Here is a 21,012-nt window from a genome sequence, read left to right on the forward strand (position 1 = left end):
ATGACTTCCCCTAACAGAACGGTCCATCCTTATATTCCGAATACAGTGCCCGAGGTGCGCAAAGCGATGCTTCGCTCCATCGGCATTAACGATATAGAAGAGCTGTACCAAGGCGTCCCCGCCCATCTGAGGATGCCGAAGGCGATGAATATGCCTCCGGCGCTGACGGAATATGAGCTACAGCGCCATGTAGAGCGCCTTATTGCTCGCAATACAAGCGCGAAGGAAGCGGTAAGCTTCCTGGGGGCGGGCTGCTGGCAGCATTTTATTCCGGCGGTATGCGACGAGATCAGCCAGCGATCTGAGTTCGTTACGGCGTATGCGGGCGAGCCGTACGAAGATCATGGACGTTTTCAAGCATTGTTTGAGTATCAAAGCTTAATGGCAGAGCTGATCGATATGGACGTCGTCAATGTACCGACGTTCGACTGGGCGCAGGCGGCATCCACCGCTCTGCGCATGGCTGCCCGGATGACGGGAAGAGGACGCGTGCTGATAGCGGGCTCCGTCTCGCCTGACAAGCTCAAAATCATTATCAACTATTGCACCCCGGTCATCCAAGTGGAGACGGTCAAGTTCGATACGGCAACGGGCGCGCTTGATCTGGCGGATTTGAAGAGCAAGCTTGGCGACGATGTTGCCGCCGTCTATATCGAGAATCCGGGCTATCTCGGCATGATTGAAGCGAACGGCGGGCAGATCGCCGATCTGGCGCATGCGCATGGAGCGGAGTTTGTCGTCGGCGTCGATCCAAGCTCGCTTGGCGTGCTTGCGCCGCCGAGTGCTTACGGAGCGGACATCGTCTGCGGCGACTTGCAGCCGCTCGGCATTCGGATGAATTACGGAGGAGGCCAAGCCGGCTTTATCGCCACGCGAGATGAGGAGCGTTATGTGATGGAATATCCGTCCCGCCTGTTCGGCATTGCGCCTACCAGCGTGGAGGGAGAATACGGCTTCGGCGACGTGGCATACGAGCGGACTTCCTTCGCCAAGCGGGAGAAGGGCAAGGAATCGGTAGGCACGCAGACAGCGCTGTGGGGCATCGTAGCGGGCGTCTACCTCGCGATTATGGGGCCGCACGGTATGCAGGAGCTGGGCACTACGATTATGCAGAAGTCACAGTATGCGGCGCGCATGCTGGGCCAAATTCCGGGCGTCAAGGTACGTTTTGACGGCGCGTTTTTCAAGGAGTTTGTCGTAGATTTCAATGGCACAGGTAAGACGGTGCGCGAGCTGAACGAGGGCTTGCGTGCGGAAGGCATCTTCGGCGGAAAGGATCTGACGGAGGATTTCCCTGAACTCGGGCAATGTGCGCTTTATTGCGTGACGGAGGTTATTTTCCAGGAAGACATCGACCGATTGGCTGCGGCGCTGAAGCGTCTGACTGACAAAGCGTAAGGGGAGGAGCGATCATATGAAACCGATCAAGAGAGAGCAGAAGGTAAGAGCCTTTCATCAGGCCAAATGGGATGAACCGGTTATATTTGAATTGCATCAGCCTGGGGAGCGCGGCGTCTGGGTACCTGAGGCGGAAGCCGAAATTAAGGAAGCGGTCGGCGACGGCGTATCGCTAATTCCGGCGTCCATGCGCAGAAGCGAGGCGCCCAAGCTGCCGGAAATCGGTCAAGCGAAGGTATTGCGCCATTATTTGAGATTATCGCAGGAGACGCTCGGCTCCGATCTCAATGTCGAGATCGGGCAAGGCACTTGCACGATGAAATATATTCCGCGTGTTAACGAGTTTCTGATTCGCAGCGACAAGGTAGCCGATCTGCATCCGCTGCAGGATGAGAGCACCGTGCAGGGCATGCTGGAAATCTATCACCGCATGGATCTGGCGATGCGCGAGATTTCAGGCATGGATGCATTCAGCTTCCAGCCGAGCAGCGGCACGCAGGCGCTGTTCGCCATGGCGTCGATCGTCCGGGCCTATCATGAGGCGAACGGCGAAGGCGATCAGCGCGATGAGATCATTACGACGATCTTCTCTCATCCATCGCAAGCGGCAACGGCTGCGGTCAAGGGCTATAAGATTATTACTTTGTACCCGGATGAGAACGGCTTCCCGGATATCGAGAAGCTGAAGGGTGTCATCTCGGAGCGGACGGCGGGCTTTGTCGTGGCGAACCCGGAGGATACGGGCATCTTCAATCCGCGCATCCGCGAATTTACCGATCTGGTGCATGAAGCGGGCGGGCTGTGCTTCTACGATCAGGCGAACGCCAACGGCCTGCTCGGCATTGCGAGAGCGAAGGAAGCGGGCTTCGATATGTGCTTCTTCAACCTGCACAAGACGTTTGCCGCGCCGCATATGTGCGGCGGTCCAGCGACTGGCGCGCTCGGCGTCGTGGAGAAGCTGAAGCCATTCCTGCCAGGGCCTTATGTCGAGGAAGAGAACGGCCGCTACACCTTTAAGTGGGATCAGGAGTATAGCATTGGTAAGGTGCGCTCCTTCCACGGCGTCGCCCAGACCGTGCTGCGCTCGTACGCCTGGATTCGCAGTCTTGGAGCAGTCGGGCTGCTCAATGTGGCCCAGATCGCCGTATTGAACAACAATTATCTGTATCACCATATTACGAAAATCCGCGGGGCTAGCGCTCCGTATGTGGAAGGCATGCGTCTGGAGCAGGTGCGCTATAGCTGGGAGCAGCTTGCGCAAGAAACAGGTGTTACGACAGAAGACGTACAACGCAGAATGTGCGATTTCGGCCTTCACTACTGGACCAGCCATCATCCGTATATCGTACCGCAACCGTTCACGCTGGAGCCGACGGAATCGTATTCCAAGGATGACTTGGACGAGTACATTGCTGCGCTGGAGCATATCTCTTACGAGGCTTACAACGAGCCGCAAATCGTCAAGGACGCGCCGCATGCCAGCACCGTGCATCGCATTGACGAATCCTCCCTCGATGATCCGGCGCTGTGGTGCACAAGCTGGAGAGTGTATTTGCGCAAGACGGGTCTCGCCGCTTCCGGGAAGTAGCTGGTTGGAGGCAAGCTTATGAAGAGGATGTAACTTGCAGCTAATCCCGCTATTAAATTTCAAAATACTTGAAAAACGAGAAGCTTCCGCATCCTTGAACGAGGTGGTGGAGGCTTCTTTATTTATCAAATTTTATTATTCCTACTTGACAGGTGTGAATAATTGGTTTAGTCTGAATCCAACGCAAATCAACGAACACTCATTTAATGATTAATCATTTGATGAATGTTCATTATCTTAAAATTAAATCAATCAGTCGCCGATTGGACCGCCAAAGGCTCCTGCTTTTCTCTACTTGCTAGAGGAAGCCAGGAGTTTTTTTGTTACCACAATAGAATTTATAAGTTTTCCGGGGGATCGGATATAAAAATTCTATTTGGAAAAGCCTCGATAGAGGTTTTCTCATCCGGCGTGTGGATGAAGGGGGATATATGGACAACAGGAATTGGGAGTTGCTTGAGGAAGCGGATTGGCTGTTCCGCAAGCTGGTCAGACGTTTCGTGAAGGAGCGCGACAAAATTACGATTGAAGGCATTTCGCTGCCGGGCTTGCTCATTCTGAATTTAATTCATCAGCAGGGAGAGCAGCGTCTCGGGGAGCTGGCGGAGCAGCTGGACTTTACGTCGGGAGCGGTCACTGCATTATGCGACAAGCTGGAGGATGGCGGGTTTGCCGTCCGGGTGCGAAGCGAGGAAGACCGCCGTACCGTTATTCTGCGGATTACCGAGCAAGGGCGGGAGCTGTTGAAGCGCAACCGGGATGCGGGAGCTTATATGATCTCGGTATTGTTCGAGGGCTTTACATCCGAGGAACTGGATGCGCAAATCATGATTTTCAAAAGATTGAGTCATAATGTGGAACGATTCTCGGGTACCGTGATGGCTTATGCGGAAGAGAAGCAGACTGCCCAGAAGACTAAGGGTGCGGAATCAACAAACCGGACGAATCGATTTATTTCCTACTAAATTTGGCGTGAGAGAGGAGCAATTAACGATGGGACACCCTACGATTTATCCGACAGGAACGACGGTATATAACCCGAGAAAGGCATGGAGCGGCTATACGCTTTATCAGGCGGCGGAGACGGGCGCGCTGCTGGTCGATATGAACGGCAGAGAGGTGCATTTGTGGAAGGGGCTGAGAGGCTTTCCGAACAAGCTGCTTCCCGGCGGCTATGTGCTGGGCAGTACGGCGGAGCGCGATCCTCAGTATGGTTTTCAGGATGAGCTGAATCTGGTACAGGTGGATTGGAACGGCAATATTGTCTGGAAGTTCGACCGCTACCAGTGGATTGAAGATCCTGGACATTCTGCGCAGTGGATGGCGCGCCAGCATCATGATTACCAGCGAGAGGGCAATCCTGTCGGCTATTACGTTCCCGGGCAGGAGCCGAAGACGGATTCCGGCAATACGATCGTGCTGGCGCATAAAAATGTAAGCCGTCCGGAAATTTCCGACAAGGAGCTGCTGGACGATACGATTCTTGAAGTCGACTGGGAAGGCAATGTCATCTGGGAGTGGACGTGCAGCGACCATTTCGAGGAGCTGGGCTTTGACGAGGATGCGAAGCGAGCGCTGTACAAGGATCCGAATACGAGATTTTTTGGTACAAACGCAGGCGACTGGATGCATATCAATTCCGCTTCGGTGCTTGGTCCGAATCAATTTTATGATAGGGGCGACGAGCGGTTCCATCCGGACAATATCATTTGGGATGCGCGCGAGACGAATATTATTGCCATTATCGATAAAAAAACAGGGAACATCGTATGGAAGCTCGGTCCGAATTACAATGACGAAGCGACTAAGCATATCGGCTGGATTATCGGCCAGCACCATGCTCACATGATTCCGAGAGGACTGCCGGGAGAGGGCAATATTCTCATCTTCGACAATGGCGGCTGGGGCGGCTACGGGTTGCCGAATCCAGAGTCCCCGGACGGTCTGAAAAACGCGCGGCGCGATCACTCCCGCATTCTGGAGATCAATCCCGTTACGCTGGAGATCGAATGGCAGTATACGCCGACGGAAGCGGGCTTCCAGGCACCGCTTGACTCTTATCGGTTCTACAGCCCCTATATCAGCTCCGCCCAGCGGCTGCCGAACGGCAATACCCTCATTACGGAAGGGGCGGACGGACGCATCTTCGAGGTGACGAACGAGCATGAGCTGGTATGGGAGCATATCTCCCCCTACAAAAATAAACGCAACTCCAACATGGTATATCGCGCATACCGCGTGCCTTACGAATGGGTGCCTCAGCTGGAGCAGCCGGTCGAGACGGAGATTGCGCCGCTGGATGTGGCGGACTATCGTCTGCCGGGCGCAGCGCCAAGAGGAGCGATTACAGCCGTTGAAGTAGAAGGGACATTGTCTTATGAAGAGGGTGCTTTATGCGTGGCACGTACCGATGAAGCCCCTGCGAAGGAGGAGAATAGCCATGAAGAATCGTAGTTCGGCAAACAGATGGAGTTTGGTACTGCTGACGTTGGTTGCAGCTGCTGTTCTAATGACCGGCTGCTCCAGCGGAAAAAGCGATGGTCCCAAGCTTAAGCTCAGAATTGCAGACATTACGACGAATACGGTATTCCAGGTTGCGAAGAGCAAAGGCTTCTTCGATAAGCATGGCCTTGACGCTGAACTGGTGACGTTCGCGACTCCGGCCGAGGGTGTCAATGCGCTCTTTATCAAGCAAGTAGACGTCGCGTTCGGCGCCGATTTCCCGCTGCTGAACGCTGTCAGCAAAGGCGATTATTCCATTATTGCCTCATCCGGCACTGCTACCGAACTGAGCGCCAGCGAGTGGAAGCTGTTTGTGCGCAAGGAGATCAGCAGCGCGGCGGATTTGAAGGGCAAGAAGCTGAGCTTCTCCAGAGGCACTTTTATTCCTTATCTATGGGACGTTTACCTGGCTGAGAACGGGATTGCTCTGTCGGAGGTCGAGCTGATCGGCCAAGGCGGCTTTGATGAAGCTTATGTCGCTTTGAAAAAAGGTGAGATTGACGGGGCATGGGTCTATGGGGCGGTTCTGAACGAAAAATTCGGCGCGCTGGAAGAAGCTTATGAGCTGACGGATATGTCCCAGACGCCAGTGCGCCTCGGCACGGGGCTAATTACCTCCAACGAGCTGATCGGCAGCAATCGGGAAGGGGTTATCGCTTTCTTGAAGGCGGTCGACGAAGCGTCGAGGTACGCTCAGGACCATCCTGACGAGACGGCCGACATTTTGTACAAGGAAGTGAAGCAGCCTCGTGAGGCTACACTAAAGGATTTGCCAAAAAATCCGTGGAATATCGGCTTCACGCAGAAGGCCTATGAGGGCATGGCAGGCCAAAAGCAGTATATGGTTGACAATGGCATCATCGAGAAGGATTTTAACCTGGACGATAAATTGAATCTGGAGCTGGTGCGGGAGACATTCCCGGATCGCGTCGAATTGAAATAGGGGGATGATGGGATGAGCGCAGCGTCGAAAAGCAATGAAATTTACATCGAGCGATTGAATAAAAGCTACTCGCAGCCATCGGCGGGAGAACTGCATTACATTATCAAGGATGTGGACCTGACCGTTAAAGGCGGACAATTTTTTGTCCTGCTTGGGCCGAGCGGCTGCGGCAAGTCGACGCTGCTTAGTCTCATCGCCGGTTTCGTCTCCAAGACCTCGGGCGAGGTGCGTGTCGGGGAGAAGGAAGTGGTGCGTCCCGGCCAGGATCGTGCTGTCGTCTTCCAGCAGGCGGACTCCTCTCTCTTTCCTTGGCTGACCGTTCGGGAGAACGTAGAGTTTGGTCTGAGGATGAAGCGGATACCCGCTGCCAAACGAAAGGAAATCTCCGACAAGTACATTGCCATGGTCGGTCTCTCTGGTCACGAAGGGAAATTTCCGCGCGAGCTGTCGGGCGGCATGAAGCAGAGGGTGCAATTGGCCCGCGTATTGTCTAACGATCCCGACATTCTGCTCATGGATGAGCCGTTCGGGGCGCTCGATGCCATGACCCGCCGCACGATGCAGCGGGAGCTGGTCAATATTTGGCGCAGCACCGACAAGACCGTCATCTTCGTGACGCACGACATTCAGGAGGCGCTTCTGCTCGGCGGCCGAATCGGCATCATGTCGGCGGGACCGTCGTCGCATATCTCGCATATCTACGATGTGCCGCTGGCTTATCCACGTGATTTGGCTTCTCCAGAATTCCATAAGCTGCATGAGGTGATTCAATCGCATTTTGAGGAATAGCGAGTTCTGCTGTCAATGGCACGGCGTATGAGTTGAAAAGGGAAACGGAGTGATCGCCATGAGCGCGAGATTGAAAAAATGGGGGGTTCATAGCCTCTTCCTGCTAGGAGGCTTGACGATGTGGCAGCTCTTGTCGCTGGTGTACGGGCCGGAGATATTGCCGGGACCGATCTATACGGCGCAAGGCGGGTATGAGCTGCTGCAGGACGGAACTCTGTTGCAATATATCGGCATTAGCTCGTACCGTGTATTGGCGGGTTGGACGCTAGGGAGCCTGATAGCGATACCTGTCGGACTGATTATCGGTAAGGTAGGTGCGATCCGTGCTGTAGCGGAGCCGTTTTTGAACTTTATCCGGTTTATACCGCCTATCGCGTTTATTACGCTGTTTCTGGTATGGTTCGGAATTGGCGAAACCTCGAAAATAGCGTTGATTCTGTACGCGACCTTTTTTATCGTCGTGCTGAACACGCTAACCGGGGTCATGTCGGTGGAAGAGGATAAGATTCGTTCTGCCCGCAGCATGGGTGCATCGGAATGGCAGATCGTCTTGCATGTTATTATTCCCGCTACCGTACCCTATATGTTCACTGGCATCCGGCTCGCGATGGGCACATCCTTTATGGCGATTATCGGTGCGGAGATGATTGCATCCAACGAGGGCGTCGGCTATCTGATCTGGAATTCGCGTCTGTTCTTCCGCACGGACTGGATCTTCGTCGGCCTGATCTGCCTTGGCCTCATGGGTTTCCTGACTGATCGCGCCGTCGCCTGGATCGGCCGCAGGCTGCTATCCCGTTATGGTGTCGTTAGCACAACTTCGCTCAGACGTTGAGCCTTGGCTAATAGTCTTGGCAGGTCAGTCGTGTCGTAGGACGCCGCCAATAAGAATGTGCAAAGAAGCTCCGCAGCCGAGAGGCGGCGGGGCTCTTTTGTGTGTTGCTGAGACACGTTGTCTTTGTCCAATATAGTTTGCGTTGAGTCGCTCCGTTATTCATGCCAGTAAGCTAAAAATCCCAAATTAACGTTTCTACAAAACACTAAATGCGCGTTCATGCCCATGTGAGTGGAATAGTGTTGCCACAAAACATTAATTAGGAGCAGGTGCTGAAAATCCAAAATTAACGTTTCTACAAAACACTAAATGCCCGTTCATGCCCATCTAAGCGGAATAGTATTGTCACAAACTGTTAATTAGGAGCAGGAACTAAAAACACCAGTCAGCAGCAGATGAGCATCGGAAGTTCCGTCATAAGAGTGCTACGCTACTAGATCGCCCAATGAGTAACAGACGGGCCCCAACAGCCCGTCAATCAACCGAACATCGTCATACAGAAAAACACAGCGCGCTTTCCGCTCTCACTATTCTCCCCCTCAGGCCCGAAGGCCAGTACCAGACAGAGTTGGTACTATTCCGTCCTTCAGACCGTTGGTATATTGGTACCAAGTCATAAACAATTCGACTGGCTGCCATTATGAACGAAGAGGTGACGGATATGACAGCAGGCAAAACGAACCGTCCAAAGAATCCAACGAGCCGCAAATCATACTTATACATTCTGCTTTCCAATACGGGAACTGCATTTTCGAGGCTGATTCAATGCTTCACGAATGCCCCCTATAACCATGCGTCCATCGCGCTGGATTCTGAGCTGAACGAGCTGTACAGCTTCGGCCGCAAGACGGCGCGCAACCCGCTTAATGCTGGTTTTGTTCAAGAGGACGTTTATTATGGCACTTACAGCTATTATCAAAATACATCCTGTATTCTGCTGCGTCTCCAAGTAACGCGCAAAGAAAAGGAAGCTGTCGCCGCGGCGATTGAGCAGTTCCGCGAGGAACGGGAGCGTTATTCCTACAATTTGATCGGTCTAATCGGTGTGTTGCTAAACCGAGACCTTGAAATCCCGGACGCTTATTTCTGCTCGCAATTCGTAGCGGAGGTGCTCCGCAGAGGCGGACTCTCGCTGTGGAATAACCCGGAAGCGGGAGAGCTGCCGCCTGCTCTTGTTACACCGCAGCACTTCCACCGCCACCCCCGGATGGAGAAGGTGTACGAAGGAAGGCTGGCGGATTACCCCGAGCTGGATCGTCAACAATTGAACGCATCTTATGCGAAAAGATACCAAAGGCGCACAGCCGCTTTGAAGGTCAATTGACCCGGCTCGATCAGCGTAGCGTCGCTGGCCGCCATCATCGTTTTGAAGCGGATGGGCTCGCCTTCGGTTCCGATCTCCTGTACCTTGCATGGCACGGCGGATAGGGAGACGCCAAGCGCTGCCGCAATTCCGGCTGCTTTCTGCTGGGCGCGGCGCACGGCTTGCGCGAGCGCTTCCTCCTGATGCTTCTCCGCTTCGGAGGAGGCAAAGGCGACCTCGGAGACCAAATTGGCGCCATGGGCGGTTGCCGTGTCCAGCACCGTCCCGGCATGCTCTACGCCATCCAGCGTAATTTGCAGCAGATGCGTTGCTTTGTATCCGCGGAATACTTGCTTGCCATCCTCGTAATCGTATTGTGGGTCGATACTATACGATTTTGTCTGCACATTTGATCTCGGCACTCCAAGCGCTGTCAATGCTTCGATAATAGCCCGGATTGCGTCTGCATTCTCGCGCTGGACTGGCGCAACCTCCTTGCCTTCAGTCACAACACCGAGGGTGATGATCGTCCGGTCCGGCGCTGCTGATGTCACGCCTTCTCCGCTCACTTCAATCGTAAAATCGCAGCCTTCCTTTTCCGCGCCTCTTTCGCTTCTGTTCAAAATCGTCATGTCAGAACAGCTCCTTTCGCACACTTTCCTTTATTTTGTTATTCTATGGATCACGCAAGCTGGTCATTCTTGAAGATTACAAGTCTATTTCCCTCTCTTTTTTTTGGGCCTTCGTCTTCTTTCTCTGCCTCTTTTTTTACAACTTCTCAAAAACTTCTTCACACTCTCGTAACATTCGTGTATATAATAAAGCTAACAACTGAATGGAATATGGGTCGGAGAAAACGAGAAAACCCTGTTTGCACGAAGGCTGGAAGCATTTTGCTTCTACCTGAATCAAACGGGGTTTTCTCTTTTTTTGTTGCAAGGGGCATGTCGGACCCGGATTCACAGGTTGTGAGATTGGTAGAATCCAATATTACTGGGAGGGATCGTGTTGAAGAAAAAGTTTCAGAAGTGGAGTGCATATGTGCTGGTTGCTGCATTGCTGGCAGGCTTGTGGCCGCAGTCATGGACAGATCGCGCGTATGCAGCCGAGGCTCCGTCAGCGCTGTGGATCACCGAGATTGTGCCGCGTTCCGGGGGAGAGGGCCAGCCTTATGAATTTATCGAACTGCACAACAGCAGCACGGCAGCGATCAATCTGAATCAATACCAGCTTCAATACTTTACCAGCAGCATGACGAATCCGGCCAATCGCTGGCCTATAGGCGATACGACAATTGGGGCAGGGGAGACGAAGGTGCTATGGCTAAAAAAATTCGACTACCCGAATGTCCCGCTGGAGGACTTTAACGCCAACTACGGCGTTTCACTGGATTCCGCAGACGTTATTGAGATAGCGCTTACAACATCGGCGCAGGGTCTTCATGACAGCGCATTGCGCAAGGTAGCGATAGCGGATACCGCAGGTCAACCGCTTGTGTCGGCCTTGTTCAACGAAGGCGTTGCCGATGGCATGCTGAACCGCAGCGTCATCTACAAGGCGGGAGACTCCGCCGACATGAAGCGGCTGCGCAATGACGAGACGCCGACGCCGGGTACGCTTTTGGCGGAGCAGCTTCCGGGGGCGCCTGATCCGGGCGGCGAGCCTCAGCCTACACCATCGCCAGGTGATGGCGATATTGCGGCGCCGCTGCCGGGAGAGCTGCTCATTACAGAGCTGGTACCGGATACGGCTAACTTTGCCGGGTATGACGCCTTTGAATTTATCGAGCTGTACAATGCAGCAAGCCATCCCGTAGAACTTCAAGGCCATACGGTTGCTTCCGCTAGCTGGTCTGTGACCATTGAAGAATCACTGGTGCTGCCGGAATGGAGCAGCTATGTGATCTGGACGCGCAGAGGAGAGATTGCGCCAATTGGCATGGAAGCGTTCAACAGCTATTATTACGCCGAATATACGGGCAAATATGTGCCCGAGGGCAGCTACCGCATCTTTGAGAACATTGGCGGGCTTACGAACAGCGGCAATCAGAATGTCACGATTCGGGGCCTCTCTGGCAACGAGATTGCCAAAGCCTCCTACTCCGCCTCGCATGTGGCGGAAGGCAAATCGATCACATTCCGCTATCCTAGCGGCGGCAGTACGGCCATGGAGCTGATTGACGGCTTGCAGGCGCCGACACCGGGTTATGTAGTAGCGGGACAAGCTCCGCCGAAGCCAGTCGTGAATACCGAAGCGCCGCAGTCTCCTATAGGGCTCACCGCTGCTGCAGGAGCAGGATCGGCAGACCTTAGCTGGTCCCCAAACGGTGAATCCGATCTTTGGAGCTACCACATCTATATGGACGGCCAATTGCAATTTGAAGTGCCGGCATCGCAGCTTTCTTTTCGAGTGGACGGGCTCATTGGCAATATCTCTTACGACTTTCAGGTCAGCGCAGTGAACACATCAGACAAGGAGTCTGCTCCTTCTGCGATTGCTTCGGCAGAGCCTGGGCACCAGAAGCTGTCGCAGACGGAACGCGCGCCGCTCTTGCAGCCTGAGAAATACGCGTTGACCTGGGAGATCGGCGAACTCGGACCGGTTATTCCTGGCCTTGCCGAAGGCGTCGTGCCGCAGGGCATTGCTTACGACGAAGAGCTGGACTGGCTTGTAACCGTGTCGTATATGGACGACGGCCGTCCCGGCGTGCTATCGGTTATGCAGGAATCGACAGGTGTCCAGCTCAAGTCGCTTTCGCTCATGAACGAGGACGGCACGCCGTACTTGGGTCATGCCGGGGGCATATCGATTATCGGCGACGATGTGTGGGTCGCCTCGGAGACGTACCTGTACCGGCTCGATGTTGCTGATATTGGGGCGGCGGAGCATGGGGGAGAGGTGCAGTTCACCGGAGTCATTCCGGTGCCGCTGCAAGCAGCTTTCATGACTTATGCGGACGGAGTGCTGTGGGTAGGCGAGTTCTATGAGGCAAAGTCATATCCGACCGATCCGCAGCATCATATTGCGAACCGGGATGGCGAGACGCATTATGCCTGGATGGCGGGCTACGAGCTGTCGACAGACACAGGCCTTCCGGGCGCAGACAACTGGAATGGCAATAAGGCAACAACAGCAACACCTAATTATTTGTTCTCTATTCGGGAAAAAGTGCAAGGAGCGGCATTCGACGACAGCACTGTCTATTTGAGCACCTCGTACGGGCGCGCCAATGACAGCACGCTATACCGTTACCGTACGCCGGATCTGGCAGGAACGCCGCATGCGAGCGCTGTTGTGAATGGTGTTACTGTACCGCTGTGGTTCCTGGACGGCCAATCCGCTACAGAAACGAATGCTTCGCTTGTAACGGTACCGATGTCGGAAGGCATAGCCGTGGCCGGGGGAGAGCTGTATGTGCTGTTGGAATCCGGGGCGAACAAATACCGGTATACGACTACGTTCATCATGGACCGGATGCTGAAGCTGGACTTGGTGTCATGGGAGAGCTATGGCTCCGAGCCTCCGGCAGCTGAGCGTCCGCCGGTTCGCGTATCGCAATTCATGTACGATGCGCCGGGAGCCGATGACGGCAAAGAATACATTGTGCTGCGCAACTATGGAACGAAGCCGGTGGATATCGGCGGCTTCAAGCTGGGCGACGGCATTAACGAAGGCGGCGGCGAGGGCATGGCTGAATTCCCGGCCGGTACGGTGATTGAGCCGGGCGAGGTTGTCGTTGTCAGCCAGTCCGCGCTTATATTCAAGCAGACATACGGCGTGTCGCCGGACTTCGAAGTGCCATGGGAGGGCGTATTCAAGCCGCAAGATGATCCGGCCGTACCTGATTTGCTGCCGACGACATGGTCCACCGGCGTCATCCAGCTGGCGAATGGCGGCGACGAGATTCTATTGATGGATAGAGCCAATGAAGTTGTTGATTTTGTGCCTTATCTGAAAGATATGACTTACCGCGGCATTGCTTACAAAGGAGTGACGGCTGCGGCTGGCGGCAACGGCAATGCGATTAATCGCATTAGCGATACCGATGTCCCGGCAGCGGACTTTGCGGCTGCGCCGCCAGATCTGCCGAACAAGCCAATTCCGATTCCGACCAGCCAGACGCTGCTCATTACAGAAGTGGTGTATGATCCGCTTTTCGAAGAGATTACGGGCGAATATATCGAGCTGACGAACATTTCCACGCAGCCGATTGATATAAGCGGCTATTATTTGGGCGATGAAGAGACAGAAGGACAGGCGGCTGCGGAAGGGATGTACAACTTCCCGGAAGGAACGGTACTGGCGCCATATGAAGTCATTGTCGTGGCTAAGAATGCCAAGGGCATTGAGGAGCGCTATGGCATCAAAGCCGACTTCGAGCTTGACGAGTCAGATCCCGAAGTGGCGAAAATGATCCCGAATTGCAACTGGGGCTGCGGCAATATGCAGCTTGCGAATACGGGCGACGAGGTGCTGCTGCTTGACCGCAACAAAGCTTTGATCGATGTCGTTGTGTATCGGTCCGGCATGTATATGGGCATTGAAGCTCATCCGGGCGTTGCGGGAGGGCATTCACTGGAGCGTATTAGCGATACGGATACGAAAAACAGCCGCGCCGACTTTGTCGATCAGCCGAACCCGACGCCGGGACTGCTGCTGTTCGGGCCGAACGGACGCCCGGATCTGATTCCGGTATCGGACTTGAAGGAGAATGTGCTATTGACCGAGGAGCCAGAGAGCAAGCTGGCGGCAGCGCCAACAGTGGCTGATGCATCAGGAGTGCTTCCTGAAACATTCGTCTCAGGAACTTCGGCTTTCCTGCTAACGGTTGGTCTATCGGGCGGCAAGCTGATGGCAATCAATGTGAACATGGAGCTGAAGGATGCGCTGCAGCAGCTTGACGGTCACAGACTGCCGATGCTGGAGCTGCAAGACCGTGCGCTTATGCTGGCGGTACACGGCTTGCTTGGCGAGCTTGAAATGCAGGATGTCATGATCGTGTCGGGGAATGCCACTGTCGTGAAGGACATGCGCGAGCTGGATGATGAATATCGCGGAGTTGTGCGTATTCAAGGCACAAGCCTCAAGCGGGAGCAATGGAACGATATCGTCATTAGCGTAAGAAACAGCACGGGCTTGACAGCGCTGCTGGATTACCGGGCGGCAAGCGCCGAGCTGACCGCTTACCTGGCGGCTCGGGGAATCTCGGTATGGGCATACGGAATGGAGCAGGAGGCTGATCTTCACCGGGCGATCGCGGCAGGCGTTAACGGACTGATGACGAGCAAGCCGCAAGCGGCGGTCGAAGCGATTCAGAGCTATGACGAGCAAGCGACGCTTGGCGTTCCGCCGTTGTTCGTCGCGCATCGCGGCATGAGCTCGCTGGCGCCGGAGAATACGATGGACGCCTTCAAGCTTGCGGTAGAGATGAATGCCGATGTGATTGAAACGGATGTGCTGCGCACCAAGGATGGCGAGTTGGTGCTGCTGCATGACTTCACGGTAGATCGGACGACGAACGGCAGCGGGCGGGCAAGCGAGATGACGCTTGCGGAGCTGAAGGCGCTGACGGCCAATCGCACGGATCAGGCAGTATGGCAGCCGATCTATGATCAATTTCCGGATGCTCGAATTCCGACGCTGGCTGAGCTGCTGGCCTATGCCAAGGATAAAGACATTGTACTTGCGCTGGAAATGAAGGGGATCGGTTACGAACGGGAGCTTGTTGATTTGATTGAGCATTACGATATGGTGGCAGATGTTTATGTGTCCAGCTTCAGCAGTGAAGTACTGAAGCGGGTGCATGAGCAGAATCCGCAGATCGGCATCGGCTTCGTGTTGGATGGCGGCGTGCCTGAAGCGGGCAAAGAGCTGGTGCAAGCGGAGAAGCTGATCACGGACAATGTGCAGCTTGGCGCATTCCTGCTGGCCAATACGACGCTGATGACGCCTGAGCTTGTCGCTTATGCCAAACAGCGCGGCGTTGCATCCGTAGGCTGGACGGTGAATACGAAGAGCGGCATGCAGGAGTTGGCGGCGCGCGGAGTCGGCGGCATTATTACGGACTATGCGAACTGGATGAATGAGCTGCCGACCGGTATTAGCAGCCTGCGGGCGAACGGAAGCTACACGCTGCGTCCGGGAGCAGAGCTGTCCTGGGATGAGCTGGTTGCAGTTGCATCACGGACTGGAGCAGACATTCCATTGAGTGGCGGAGTTCGTATTCTAGGCGAAGCTTCAGGTGCTGTGGAACTGGAAGGCAACCTGATTAAGGCGGTTAAACCCGGCCATGCGATTCTGCAATTCTATCATGACTTCCCGTTGTTCCAGCCGGTGGAAGGAGAGGCTGTGCCGGAGTCGAGCTGGAGAGTTTATTCGGAGCCGATCCGGGTGACGGTAGCGAATCAGACGACGCCAACCCAGCCGAGTGACGGAGGACAGAGCACAGAGAGTACGTCCAAATATGAACCAACAGCAGCAGAGATTGCATCGTTAGGCGGCAAGCTGAAGCTCAGCGGCAAGCAGACATTGGTATCCCTTCCGGGCGGCATGAGCGATTGGCTTCCTGCTGATGGCTTATCTGTTCAATCCGGTTCGTGGACGCTGCAGCTTCCAGCCAAGCTTTTGCTGGCCGCGCTGCAAGCCCTGCCTGAAGAACAACGAGGGGATGGCAGACTGGAGCTCTCTATGATTCCGGTTAAGGCTGAGCAGAATCTAGCTGATGGAATGAAGCAGCGCGGCATAATCATGGATTTCAAACTGGAGGCCGTTGATCGCGAAGGCATGCGGACGGTTGTGACAACTTTCAGTGAAGAGGCCAATATGCACTTCCAGCTTGAAGAAGGAACCGACCTATGGCTTGCTGGCATCTATCAGCTGATGAATGACGGAACGCTGCATTATGTCCGTGGAAAAGTAAACAACGGATATATCGAAGCCGGCTCGACGCATTTCAGCCGCTATACGGTCATGGAATACAGCCCGGTATTCCAGGATGTGCCAAGCTCCCATTGGGGACACGAAGCGATAACAAGACTTGCTGCCAAGCATATTGTCGAAGGTATGGGAGGGGGCAGCTTTGCGCCGGAGCGGGCGGTGACGCGAGCGGAATTTACAGCGCTGCTTGTCAGGGCTCTGGGCTTGCAGGCACCTGATAGAGATATGCCGTTCTTGGATATCGACAGCGGCCAATGGTATGCCGATTCCGTTGCGGCAGCCTATCAGGCGGGACTCGTAAGCGGCGTATCGGAGGAGCGCTTTGCGCCAGAGGCGCGGATTACGCGCCAGCAGATGGCGATTCTGCTAGTCCGTGCTACACAATGGGCGCAGCAGCATGGGAATGCGCTGAAGGGCAGCGAGGCCACCCGAACAATAGATAGCTTTGGCGACAAAGGGGATATTGCTCATTGGGCCAAGGATGAGGTCGAGCAAGCGCTAAAGCTTGGACTGATGAACGGGCGCGGCAATGACCGCTTTGCGCCGCTGGAGCAGACAAGCCGCTCCGAAAGCGTGCAGGCCTTATACAATCTTATTGTCCGGCTGCAATTGCTGCCGTAAATAACTTAGAATCCACATATAGAAAACGCTAGTATTAGAAGCAAGCTTCAGGCTGATGCAGCCCGGAGCTTGTTTTTTTCTGAAGCAGCTTTCCGCTTTACAACATCTCTACATTTCGTTGACACTGCTTTAATAGTTGGGCGCTATAGTTGTCCTAGAAGCAAGACACCAACAGAATACGAGGGCACACGGGTTGAGAATATGAGAAAACCCTTGTTTGAAAAGATGTACGGTCATTCACGAGAGATTATTCCGCAAGGGGAATGCCGTGATGATGACTTCTGCTCAAATAAGTGTTTTCTTTTTTATTGCCTTCTTTTGCATCACGCTGCAATAACGTTGGCAGCCCTTCCGCCGCAAATCTTGTTTCAGCGCGCTGACGGTTGTGGGGACGGCCATGTTATATAAAAAAAGACAAGTAAAAGGAGAGTTATCCACCCATGCGTTCCATGATGAAAGCACTGATTGTCATTTGCGCTTGCGCCATGTTTGTCGTCGGCTGTTCCGGTAATGGCGGAGCGAAGCCATCCGCAAGCAACGCCGGCAGTAACGGCACGGCAACACAGGCGCCAGCGAAGGAAGCGGACAAGCCAGCGGGAGAGAAGGTAGAGCTCAGCTTCTATTATCCAGTAGCGGTAGGCGGCCCGATCACGGAAGTGATCGAGAACATGGCGAAGGATTTTATGGCTGAAAATCCGGACATTACGGTGAAGCCGGTATACACAGGCAGCTATGCCGACACGATGGTCAAAGCGCAAGCGGCTATCCAAGGCAAGACGCCTCCGGATCTAGCTGTGCTTCTGAGCACGGAGCTGTTCACTTTGCTGGACATGGATGCTATCGAACCGCTGGATGAGCTAATTGCGGCTGACGGCGGCGATGAATATTTGAAGGATTTCTATCCGGCTTTCCTGGCTAATGGCCAGACAGACGGCAAGACATGGTCGATTCCTTTCCAACGCAGTACAATCGTCCTTTTCTACAATAAAGAAATGTTCAAGGCGGCTGGCCTTGATCCGGAGAAAGCGCCTGCGACTTGGGAAGAACTGGCCGACTCCGCAAAGAAGCTGACGAAGGACGGACAGTGGGGCCTTGAAATTCCGTCGACAGGCTTCCTGTATTGGATGTTCCAGACGTTCGCGCTGCAAAGCGGCGACAACATTATGACGCAAGACGGCAAGAAAGTATTTTTCGATACACCGGAAAATGTGCAGTCGATGCAATTCTGGAGAGACCTCGCAGCGGTGCATAAGGCGATGCCGGAAGGCGCGATCGAGTGGGGTACGGTTCCGTCCGACTTTATCGAAGGCAAGACAGCGATGATGTACCATACGACAGGCAACTTGACGAACGTGAAGAACAATGCCAAGTTCGACTTCGGCGTAGCGATGCTTCCGAAAAACAAGCAATACGGTACGCCAACAGGCGGCGGTAACTTCTATATGTTCAAAGGCATCAGCGAAGCGAAGAAGCAAGCAGCTTGGAAATTCATCAAGTTCATGACGGAATCCGAGCGCATTGCTCAGTGGAGTATCGATACAGGCTATGTAGCGCCGCGAATCTCTGCTTATGAGACAGACAAAATGAAGACGTATGCTCAGGAATTCCCTGCCGCTCTTGTAGCGCGCGACCAACTGCAATACGCTTCGGCGGAGCTGTCTACGCATAACAACGGCAAGGTGTCCAAAATTTTTAGCGATGCGATCCAGTCCGTACTGACAGGTTCATCCGATTCTGCTACTGCGCTGAAGAAGGCGCAGGAAGAGGCGGACAAAGCGCTTGCGCCATTCAACAAATAAGCAGGGGGTAACGACATGAAGATGGCGACAAGGCGCAGACGGGCATGGAAGCTGAACGCATTCGCGTGGATGCTCCTGCTCCCCTCGCTCATCTTCCTCCTTGTGTTCACGCTCTATCCGGTTGCGGGGGCGCTGAAGCTCAGCCTGTTCCAGGCTGACCTCGGCACTCCGCAGCCTTCTTATATCGGGCTGGACAACTACAAAAGCATGGCGGAAGATAGCGTGTTTTGGAAAGTGGTCAAAAACAATATTTGGTTCGCAATCGGCACGGTGCCGACGAGCATCCTGCTGTCTCTCCTGATGGCGATGTTTGCGAACAAAGTCATGCGGGCCAGAGGACTGGTGCGAACCGCATTCTTCTACCCGACCGTTGTGCCGATGATTGCGATCGGCAACATCTGGCTGTTCATCTATACTCCGGAATACGGCATAGTCAGCCGATTTCTCGAAACCTTCGGCATCAAGGGTCCCAACTGGCTCGGCACGCCAGACCTGGTCATGTGGGCCATGATTATAATGATTGTATGGAAGGAAGCCGGTTATTTTATGCTGTTTTATCTGGCTGGTTTGCAGAACATCTCCGAGGAGTTGTATGAATCTGCGAGAGTGGATGGAGTTCCAGCATGGCGTGTATTCTGGCGGATTACCTTCCCGCTGCTCATGCCGACGACGTTGTTCGTCTCCATTATTGCACTCACCAATTCATTCAAGCTGGTCGACCACCTATGGATTATGACCAAAGGCGGACCGGAGAACGCCAGCAATCTATTGCTGTTCTACATTTATGAAACAGCCTTCAGCTTCTGGGACCAAGGCATGGCGTCGGCTCTGACGACGGTCATGATTATTCTCCTGCTATTGCTTGCGGCTATACAGTTTTTCGGCTTCGACCGCCGCATTCATTACCGATAGGAGGAAGCGCTCTATGATGAAGAAAATAAGCTATGGCTTGATGTATATAATGGCGGCGGTCTGGCTCATTCCGCTTGTATGGACGGTATGGACCGCCTTTCGTCCGAAGCGGCTGGCGCTGTCGTCATCCATTTCGATCGATTTCACGCTTTCGAACTTTACTCATGTATGGAACGCTGCGCCGTTCGGAACTTATTACATGAACACGCTGATCATCGTTGCCGGGGTATTTACGGTTCAATTTCTGACGGTGTCGATGGCTGCGTTCGCCTTTGCGCGGGTTGAGTTTTGGGGCAAGTCGGCAATTTTCCTGCTGTTTCTCGCTCAAATTATGATTCCAGCCGATATTCTCATCTTTCCCAACTATACGGTGCTGAGAGATTTGTCTTTGCTGGATACAAAGCTCGGCATTATGATTCCGTATTTCGCCTCCGCTTTCGGGGTGTTCCTGCTCAGGCAGATGTTTAAGACGATTCCGTTCGAGCTGGACGAAGCCGCCCGCATGGAAGGCTGCAGCTTGTGGCAAATCCTCTGGCGCATCTATATGCCGCTTGCCAGACCGGCTTATGTTTCTTTCGGACTTGTCTCGGTCAGCTATCATTGGAACAACTTCCTGTGGCCGCTCATTATTACCAACTCCGTCGAGAATAGGCCGCTTACCGTTGGTCTGGCGATTTTCGCCCAGTCCTTCGAGACAGGGGCGCAATGGAGTGAGGTAACGGCGGCGACGATGCTGGTGATCCTGCCGCTGCTGCTAGGGTTTATGGTGTTCCAGCGCCAATTCATGAACAGCTTTATTCATTCGGGTATTAAGTAAGCTTCAAGGGAGGAATGGACGATGGTCAGCCCGATTATTGCTTCAATTACGAATGAGGAGCAACTGTCGCATGTATGGGACGCTCCGCTTTCCCGCGTCATCCTGATGACAGGAGATATTACGACGCTGGGCGGCATTGTAAGCAAGCTTCACAGCATGGACAAGCAAGTGTATGTCCATATGGAGATGGTGAACGGACTTGGACGGGATGCCTCCGCCGTACATTATATCGCAAGAGAATTTGGAGTGGACGGCATCGTGACGACGAAGAGCCATATTATTGCGGCAGCCAAGCAAGCCGGCATCCGCAGTATTCAGCGCGTATTCGCAATCGATACCGCTGCGGTGGAGACGGGCATCAGGCTGACGGGTACAAGCAAGCCGGATGAAGTGGAGATGATGCCGGGTCTCATGCCGCGCATCATCCGCGAGGTGAAAGCCAAGGTGAACAGACCGCTTATTGTCGGCGGACTGATTCGGTATGAAGAAGAGATTAAAGAGGCGCTGGCTAGCGGTGCGGATTATGTGTCCGTCGGCCATCCGAGCTTCTGGACGTAACGAACGACAGT

General features: G+C 54.0%; 14 protein-coding genes. 13 read left to right on the forward strand and 1 reads right to left on the reverse strand.

The genetic code is table 11. The features are described from left to right. From gcvPA to ACFVSO_RS06655, 8 genes are all read left to right on the forward strand, one after another. Nucleotides 1–1,398 (forward strand): aminomethyl-transferring glycine dehydrogenase subunit GcvPA, encoded by a 1,398-nt coding sequence (gene gcvPA / locus ACFVSO_RS06620; RefSeq protein ID WP_387471343.1) that lies wholly within the window; start codon nucleotides 1–3, stop codon nucleotides 1,396–1,398. A 16-nt stretch (nucleotides 1,399–1,414) separates the two neighbouring features. Continuing rightward, nucleotides 1,415–2,986, forward strand: coding sequence for an aminomethyl-transferring glycine dehydrogenase subunit GcvPB (gene gcvPB / locus ACFVSO_RS06625; RefSeq protein WP_387471345.1), 1,572 nt, complete (start codon nucleotides 1,415–1,417; stop codon nucleotides 2,984–2,986). A 431-nt stretch (nucleotides 2,987–3,417) separates the two neighbouring features. Next, complete coding sequence (locus ACFVSO_RS06630) at nucleotides 3,418–3,951, forward strand: MarR family winged helix-turn-helix transcriptional regulator (protein ID WP_387471347.1); 534 nt, start codon at nucleotides 3,418–3,420, stop codon at nucleotides 3,949–3,951. A 28-nt stretch (nucleotides 3,952–3,979) separates the two neighbouring features. Next, complete coding sequence (locus tag ACFVSO_RS06635; protein WP_387471349.1) at nucleotides 3,980–5,440, forward strand: aryl-sulfate sulfotransferase; 1,461 nt, start codon at nucleotides 3,980–3,982, stop codon at nucleotides 5,438–5,440. Then, nucleotides 5,427–6,431, forward strand: a complete 1,005-nt coding sequence (locus ACFVSO_RS06640; RefSeq protein ID WP_387471351.1) for an ABC transporter substrate-binding protein — start codon at nucleotides 5,427–5,429, stop codon at nucleotides 6,429–6,431. Before ACFVSO_RS06635 ends, ACFVSO_RS06640 begins: the two co-directional genes overlap by 14 nt. 12 nt (nucleotides 6,432–6,443) lie before the next feature. Continuing rightward, complete coding sequence (locus ACFVSO_RS06645) at nucleotides 6,444–7,220, forward strand: ABC transporter ATP-binding protein (RefSeq protein WP_387471353.1); 777 nt, start codon at nucleotides 6,444–6,446, stop codon at nucleotides 7,218–7,220. A 58-nt stretch (nucleotides 7,221–7,278) separates the two neighbouring features. Then, nucleotides 7,279–8,055 (forward strand): ABC transporter permease, encoded by a 777-nt coding sequence (locus ACFVSO_RS06650; RefSeq protein ID WP_387471355.1) that lies wholly within the window; start codon nucleotides 7,279–7,281, stop codon nucleotides 8,053–8,055. Nucleotides 8,056–8,716: 661 nt separating this feature from the next. Then, nucleotides 8,717–9,379, forward strand: coding sequence for a hypothetical protein (locus ACFVSO_RS06655; protein ID WP_387471357.1), 663 nt, complete (start codon nucleotides 8,717–8,719; stop codon nucleotides 9,377–9,379). On the opposite strand, the gene ACFVSO_RS06660 is transcribed toward ACFVSO_RS06655, so the two are convergent. Next, a complete protein-coding gene (locus tag ACFVSO_RS06660) occupies nucleotides 9,331–9,990 on the reverse strand; it encodes an SIMPL domain-containing protein (protein WP_387471359.1) in 660 nt (219 codons plus the stop codon). The two genes, ACFVSO_RS06655 and ACFVSO_RS06660, sit on opposite strands and share 49 nt — an antisense overlap. Nucleotides 9,991–10,366: 376 nt before the next feature. Between ACFVSO_RS06660 and ACFVSO_RS06665 the strand changes: the two genes are divergently transcribed. From ACFVSO_RS06665 to ACFVSO_RS06685, 5 genes are all read left to right on the forward strand, one after another. After that, nucleotides 10,367–16,915 (forward strand): lamin tail domain-containing protein, encoded by a 6,549-nt coding sequence (locus ACFVSO_RS06665; RefSeq protein ID WP_387471361.1) that lies wholly within the window; start codon nucleotides 10,367–10,369, stop codon nucleotides 16,913–16,915. A gap of 440 nt (nucleotides 16,916–17,355) precedes the next feature. Next, nucleotides 17,356–18,714: an ABC transporter substrate-binding protein gene (locus tag ACFVSO_RS06670; RefSeq protein ID WP_387471363.1), complete on the forward strand. Its 1,359-nt coding sequence runs from the start codon at nucleotides 17,356–17,358 to the stop codon at nucleotides 18,712–18,714. A 21-nt stretch (nucleotides 18,715–18,735) separates the two neighbouring features. Continuing rightward, nucleotides 18,736–19,626: a carbohydrate ABC transporter permease gene (locus tag ACFVSO_RS06675; RefSeq protein WP_387471678.1), complete on the forward strand. Its 891-nt coding sequence runs from the start codon at nucleotides 18,736–18,738 to the stop codon at nucleotides 19,624–19,626. Nucleotides 19,627–19,639: 13 nt separating this feature from the next. After that, the gene (locus tag ACFVSO_RS06680; protein WP_387471365.1) at nucleotides 19,640–20,443 is read left to right on the forward strand and encodes a carbohydrate ABC transporter permease; all 804 of its coding nucleotides are present in this window, start codon (nucleotides 19,640–19,642) and stop codon (nucleotides 20,441–20,443) included. A gap of 21 nt (nucleotides 20,444–20,464) precedes the next feature. Beyond that, nucleotides 20,465–21,001 (forward strand): glycerol-3-phosphate responsive antiterminator, encoded by a 537-nt coding sequence (locus ACFVSO_RS06685; protein ID WP_387471367.1) that lies wholly within the window; start codon nucleotides 20,465–20,467, stop codon nucleotides 20,999–21,001. The last annotated feature ends 11 nt before the right edge of the window (nucleotides 21,002–21,012 follow it).

Origin of the sequence: Paenibacillus sp. NPDC057967 (assembly GCF_042887015.1) — a bacterium.
In the GTDB taxonomy this organism is placed as follows: domain Bacteria; phylum Bacillota; class Bacilli; order Paenibacillales; family Paenibacillaceae; genus Pristimantibacillus.

What these genes read in the sequence shown, in the direction of transcription:
- gcvPA (WP_387471343.1), top strand. Translation starts at nt 1, where the DNA reads ATGACTTCCCCTAACAGAACGGTCCATCCTTATATTCCGAATACAGTG.
- gcvPB (WP_387471345.1), top strand. Translation starts at nt 1,415, where the DNA reads ATGAAACCGATCAAGAGAGAGCAGAAGGTAAGAGCCTTTCATCAGGCC.
- ACFVSO_RS06630 (WP_387471347.1), top strand. Translation starts at nt 3,418, where the DNA reads ATGGACAACAGGAATTGGGAGTTGCTTGAGGAAGCGGATTGGCTGTTC.
- ACFVSO_RS06635 (WP_387471349.1), top strand. Translation starts at nt 3,980, where the DNA reads ATGGGACACCCTACGATTTATCCGACAGGAACGACGGTATATAACCCG.
- ACFVSO_RS06640 (WP_387471351.1), top strand. Translation starts at nt 5,427, where the DNA reads ATGAAGAATCGTAGTTCGGCAAACAGATGGAGTTTGGTACTGCTGACG.
- ACFVSO_RS06645 (WP_387471353.1), top strand. Translation starts at nt 6,444, where the DNA reads ATGAGCGCAGCGTCGAAAAGCAATGAAATTTACATCGAGCGATTGAAT.
- ACFVSO_RS06650 (WP_387471355.1), top strand. Translation starts at nt 7,279, where the DNA reads ATGAGCGCGAGATTGAAAAAATGGGGGGTTCATAGCCTCTTCCTGCTA.
- ACFVSO_RS06655 (WP_387471357.1), top strand. Translation starts at nt 8,717, where the DNA reads ATGACAGCAGGCAAAACGAACCGTCCAAAGAATCCAACGAGCCGCAAA.
- ACFVSO_RS06660 (WP_387471359.1), bottom strand. Translation starts at nt 9,990, where the DNA reads ATGACGATTTTGAACAGAAGCGAAAGAGGCGCGGAAAAGGAAGGCTGC.
- ACFVSO_RS06670 (WP_387471363.1), top strand. Translation starts at nt 17,356, where the DNA reads ATGCGTTCCATGATGAAAGCACTGATTGTCATTTGCGCTTGCGCCATG.
- ACFVSO_RS06675 (WP_387471678.1), top strand. Translation starts at nt 18,736, where the DNA reads ATGGCGACAAGGCGCAGACGGGCATGGAAGCTGAACGCATTCGCGTGG.
- ACFVSO_RS06680 (WP_387471365.1), top strand. Translation starts at nt 19,640, where the DNA reads ATGATGAAGAAAATAAGCTATGGCTTGATGTATATAATGGCGGCGGTC.
- ACFVSO_RS06685 (WP_387471367.1), top strand. Translation starts at nt 20,465, where the DNA reads ATGGTCAGCCCGATTATTGCTTCAATTACGAATGAGGAGCAACTGTCG.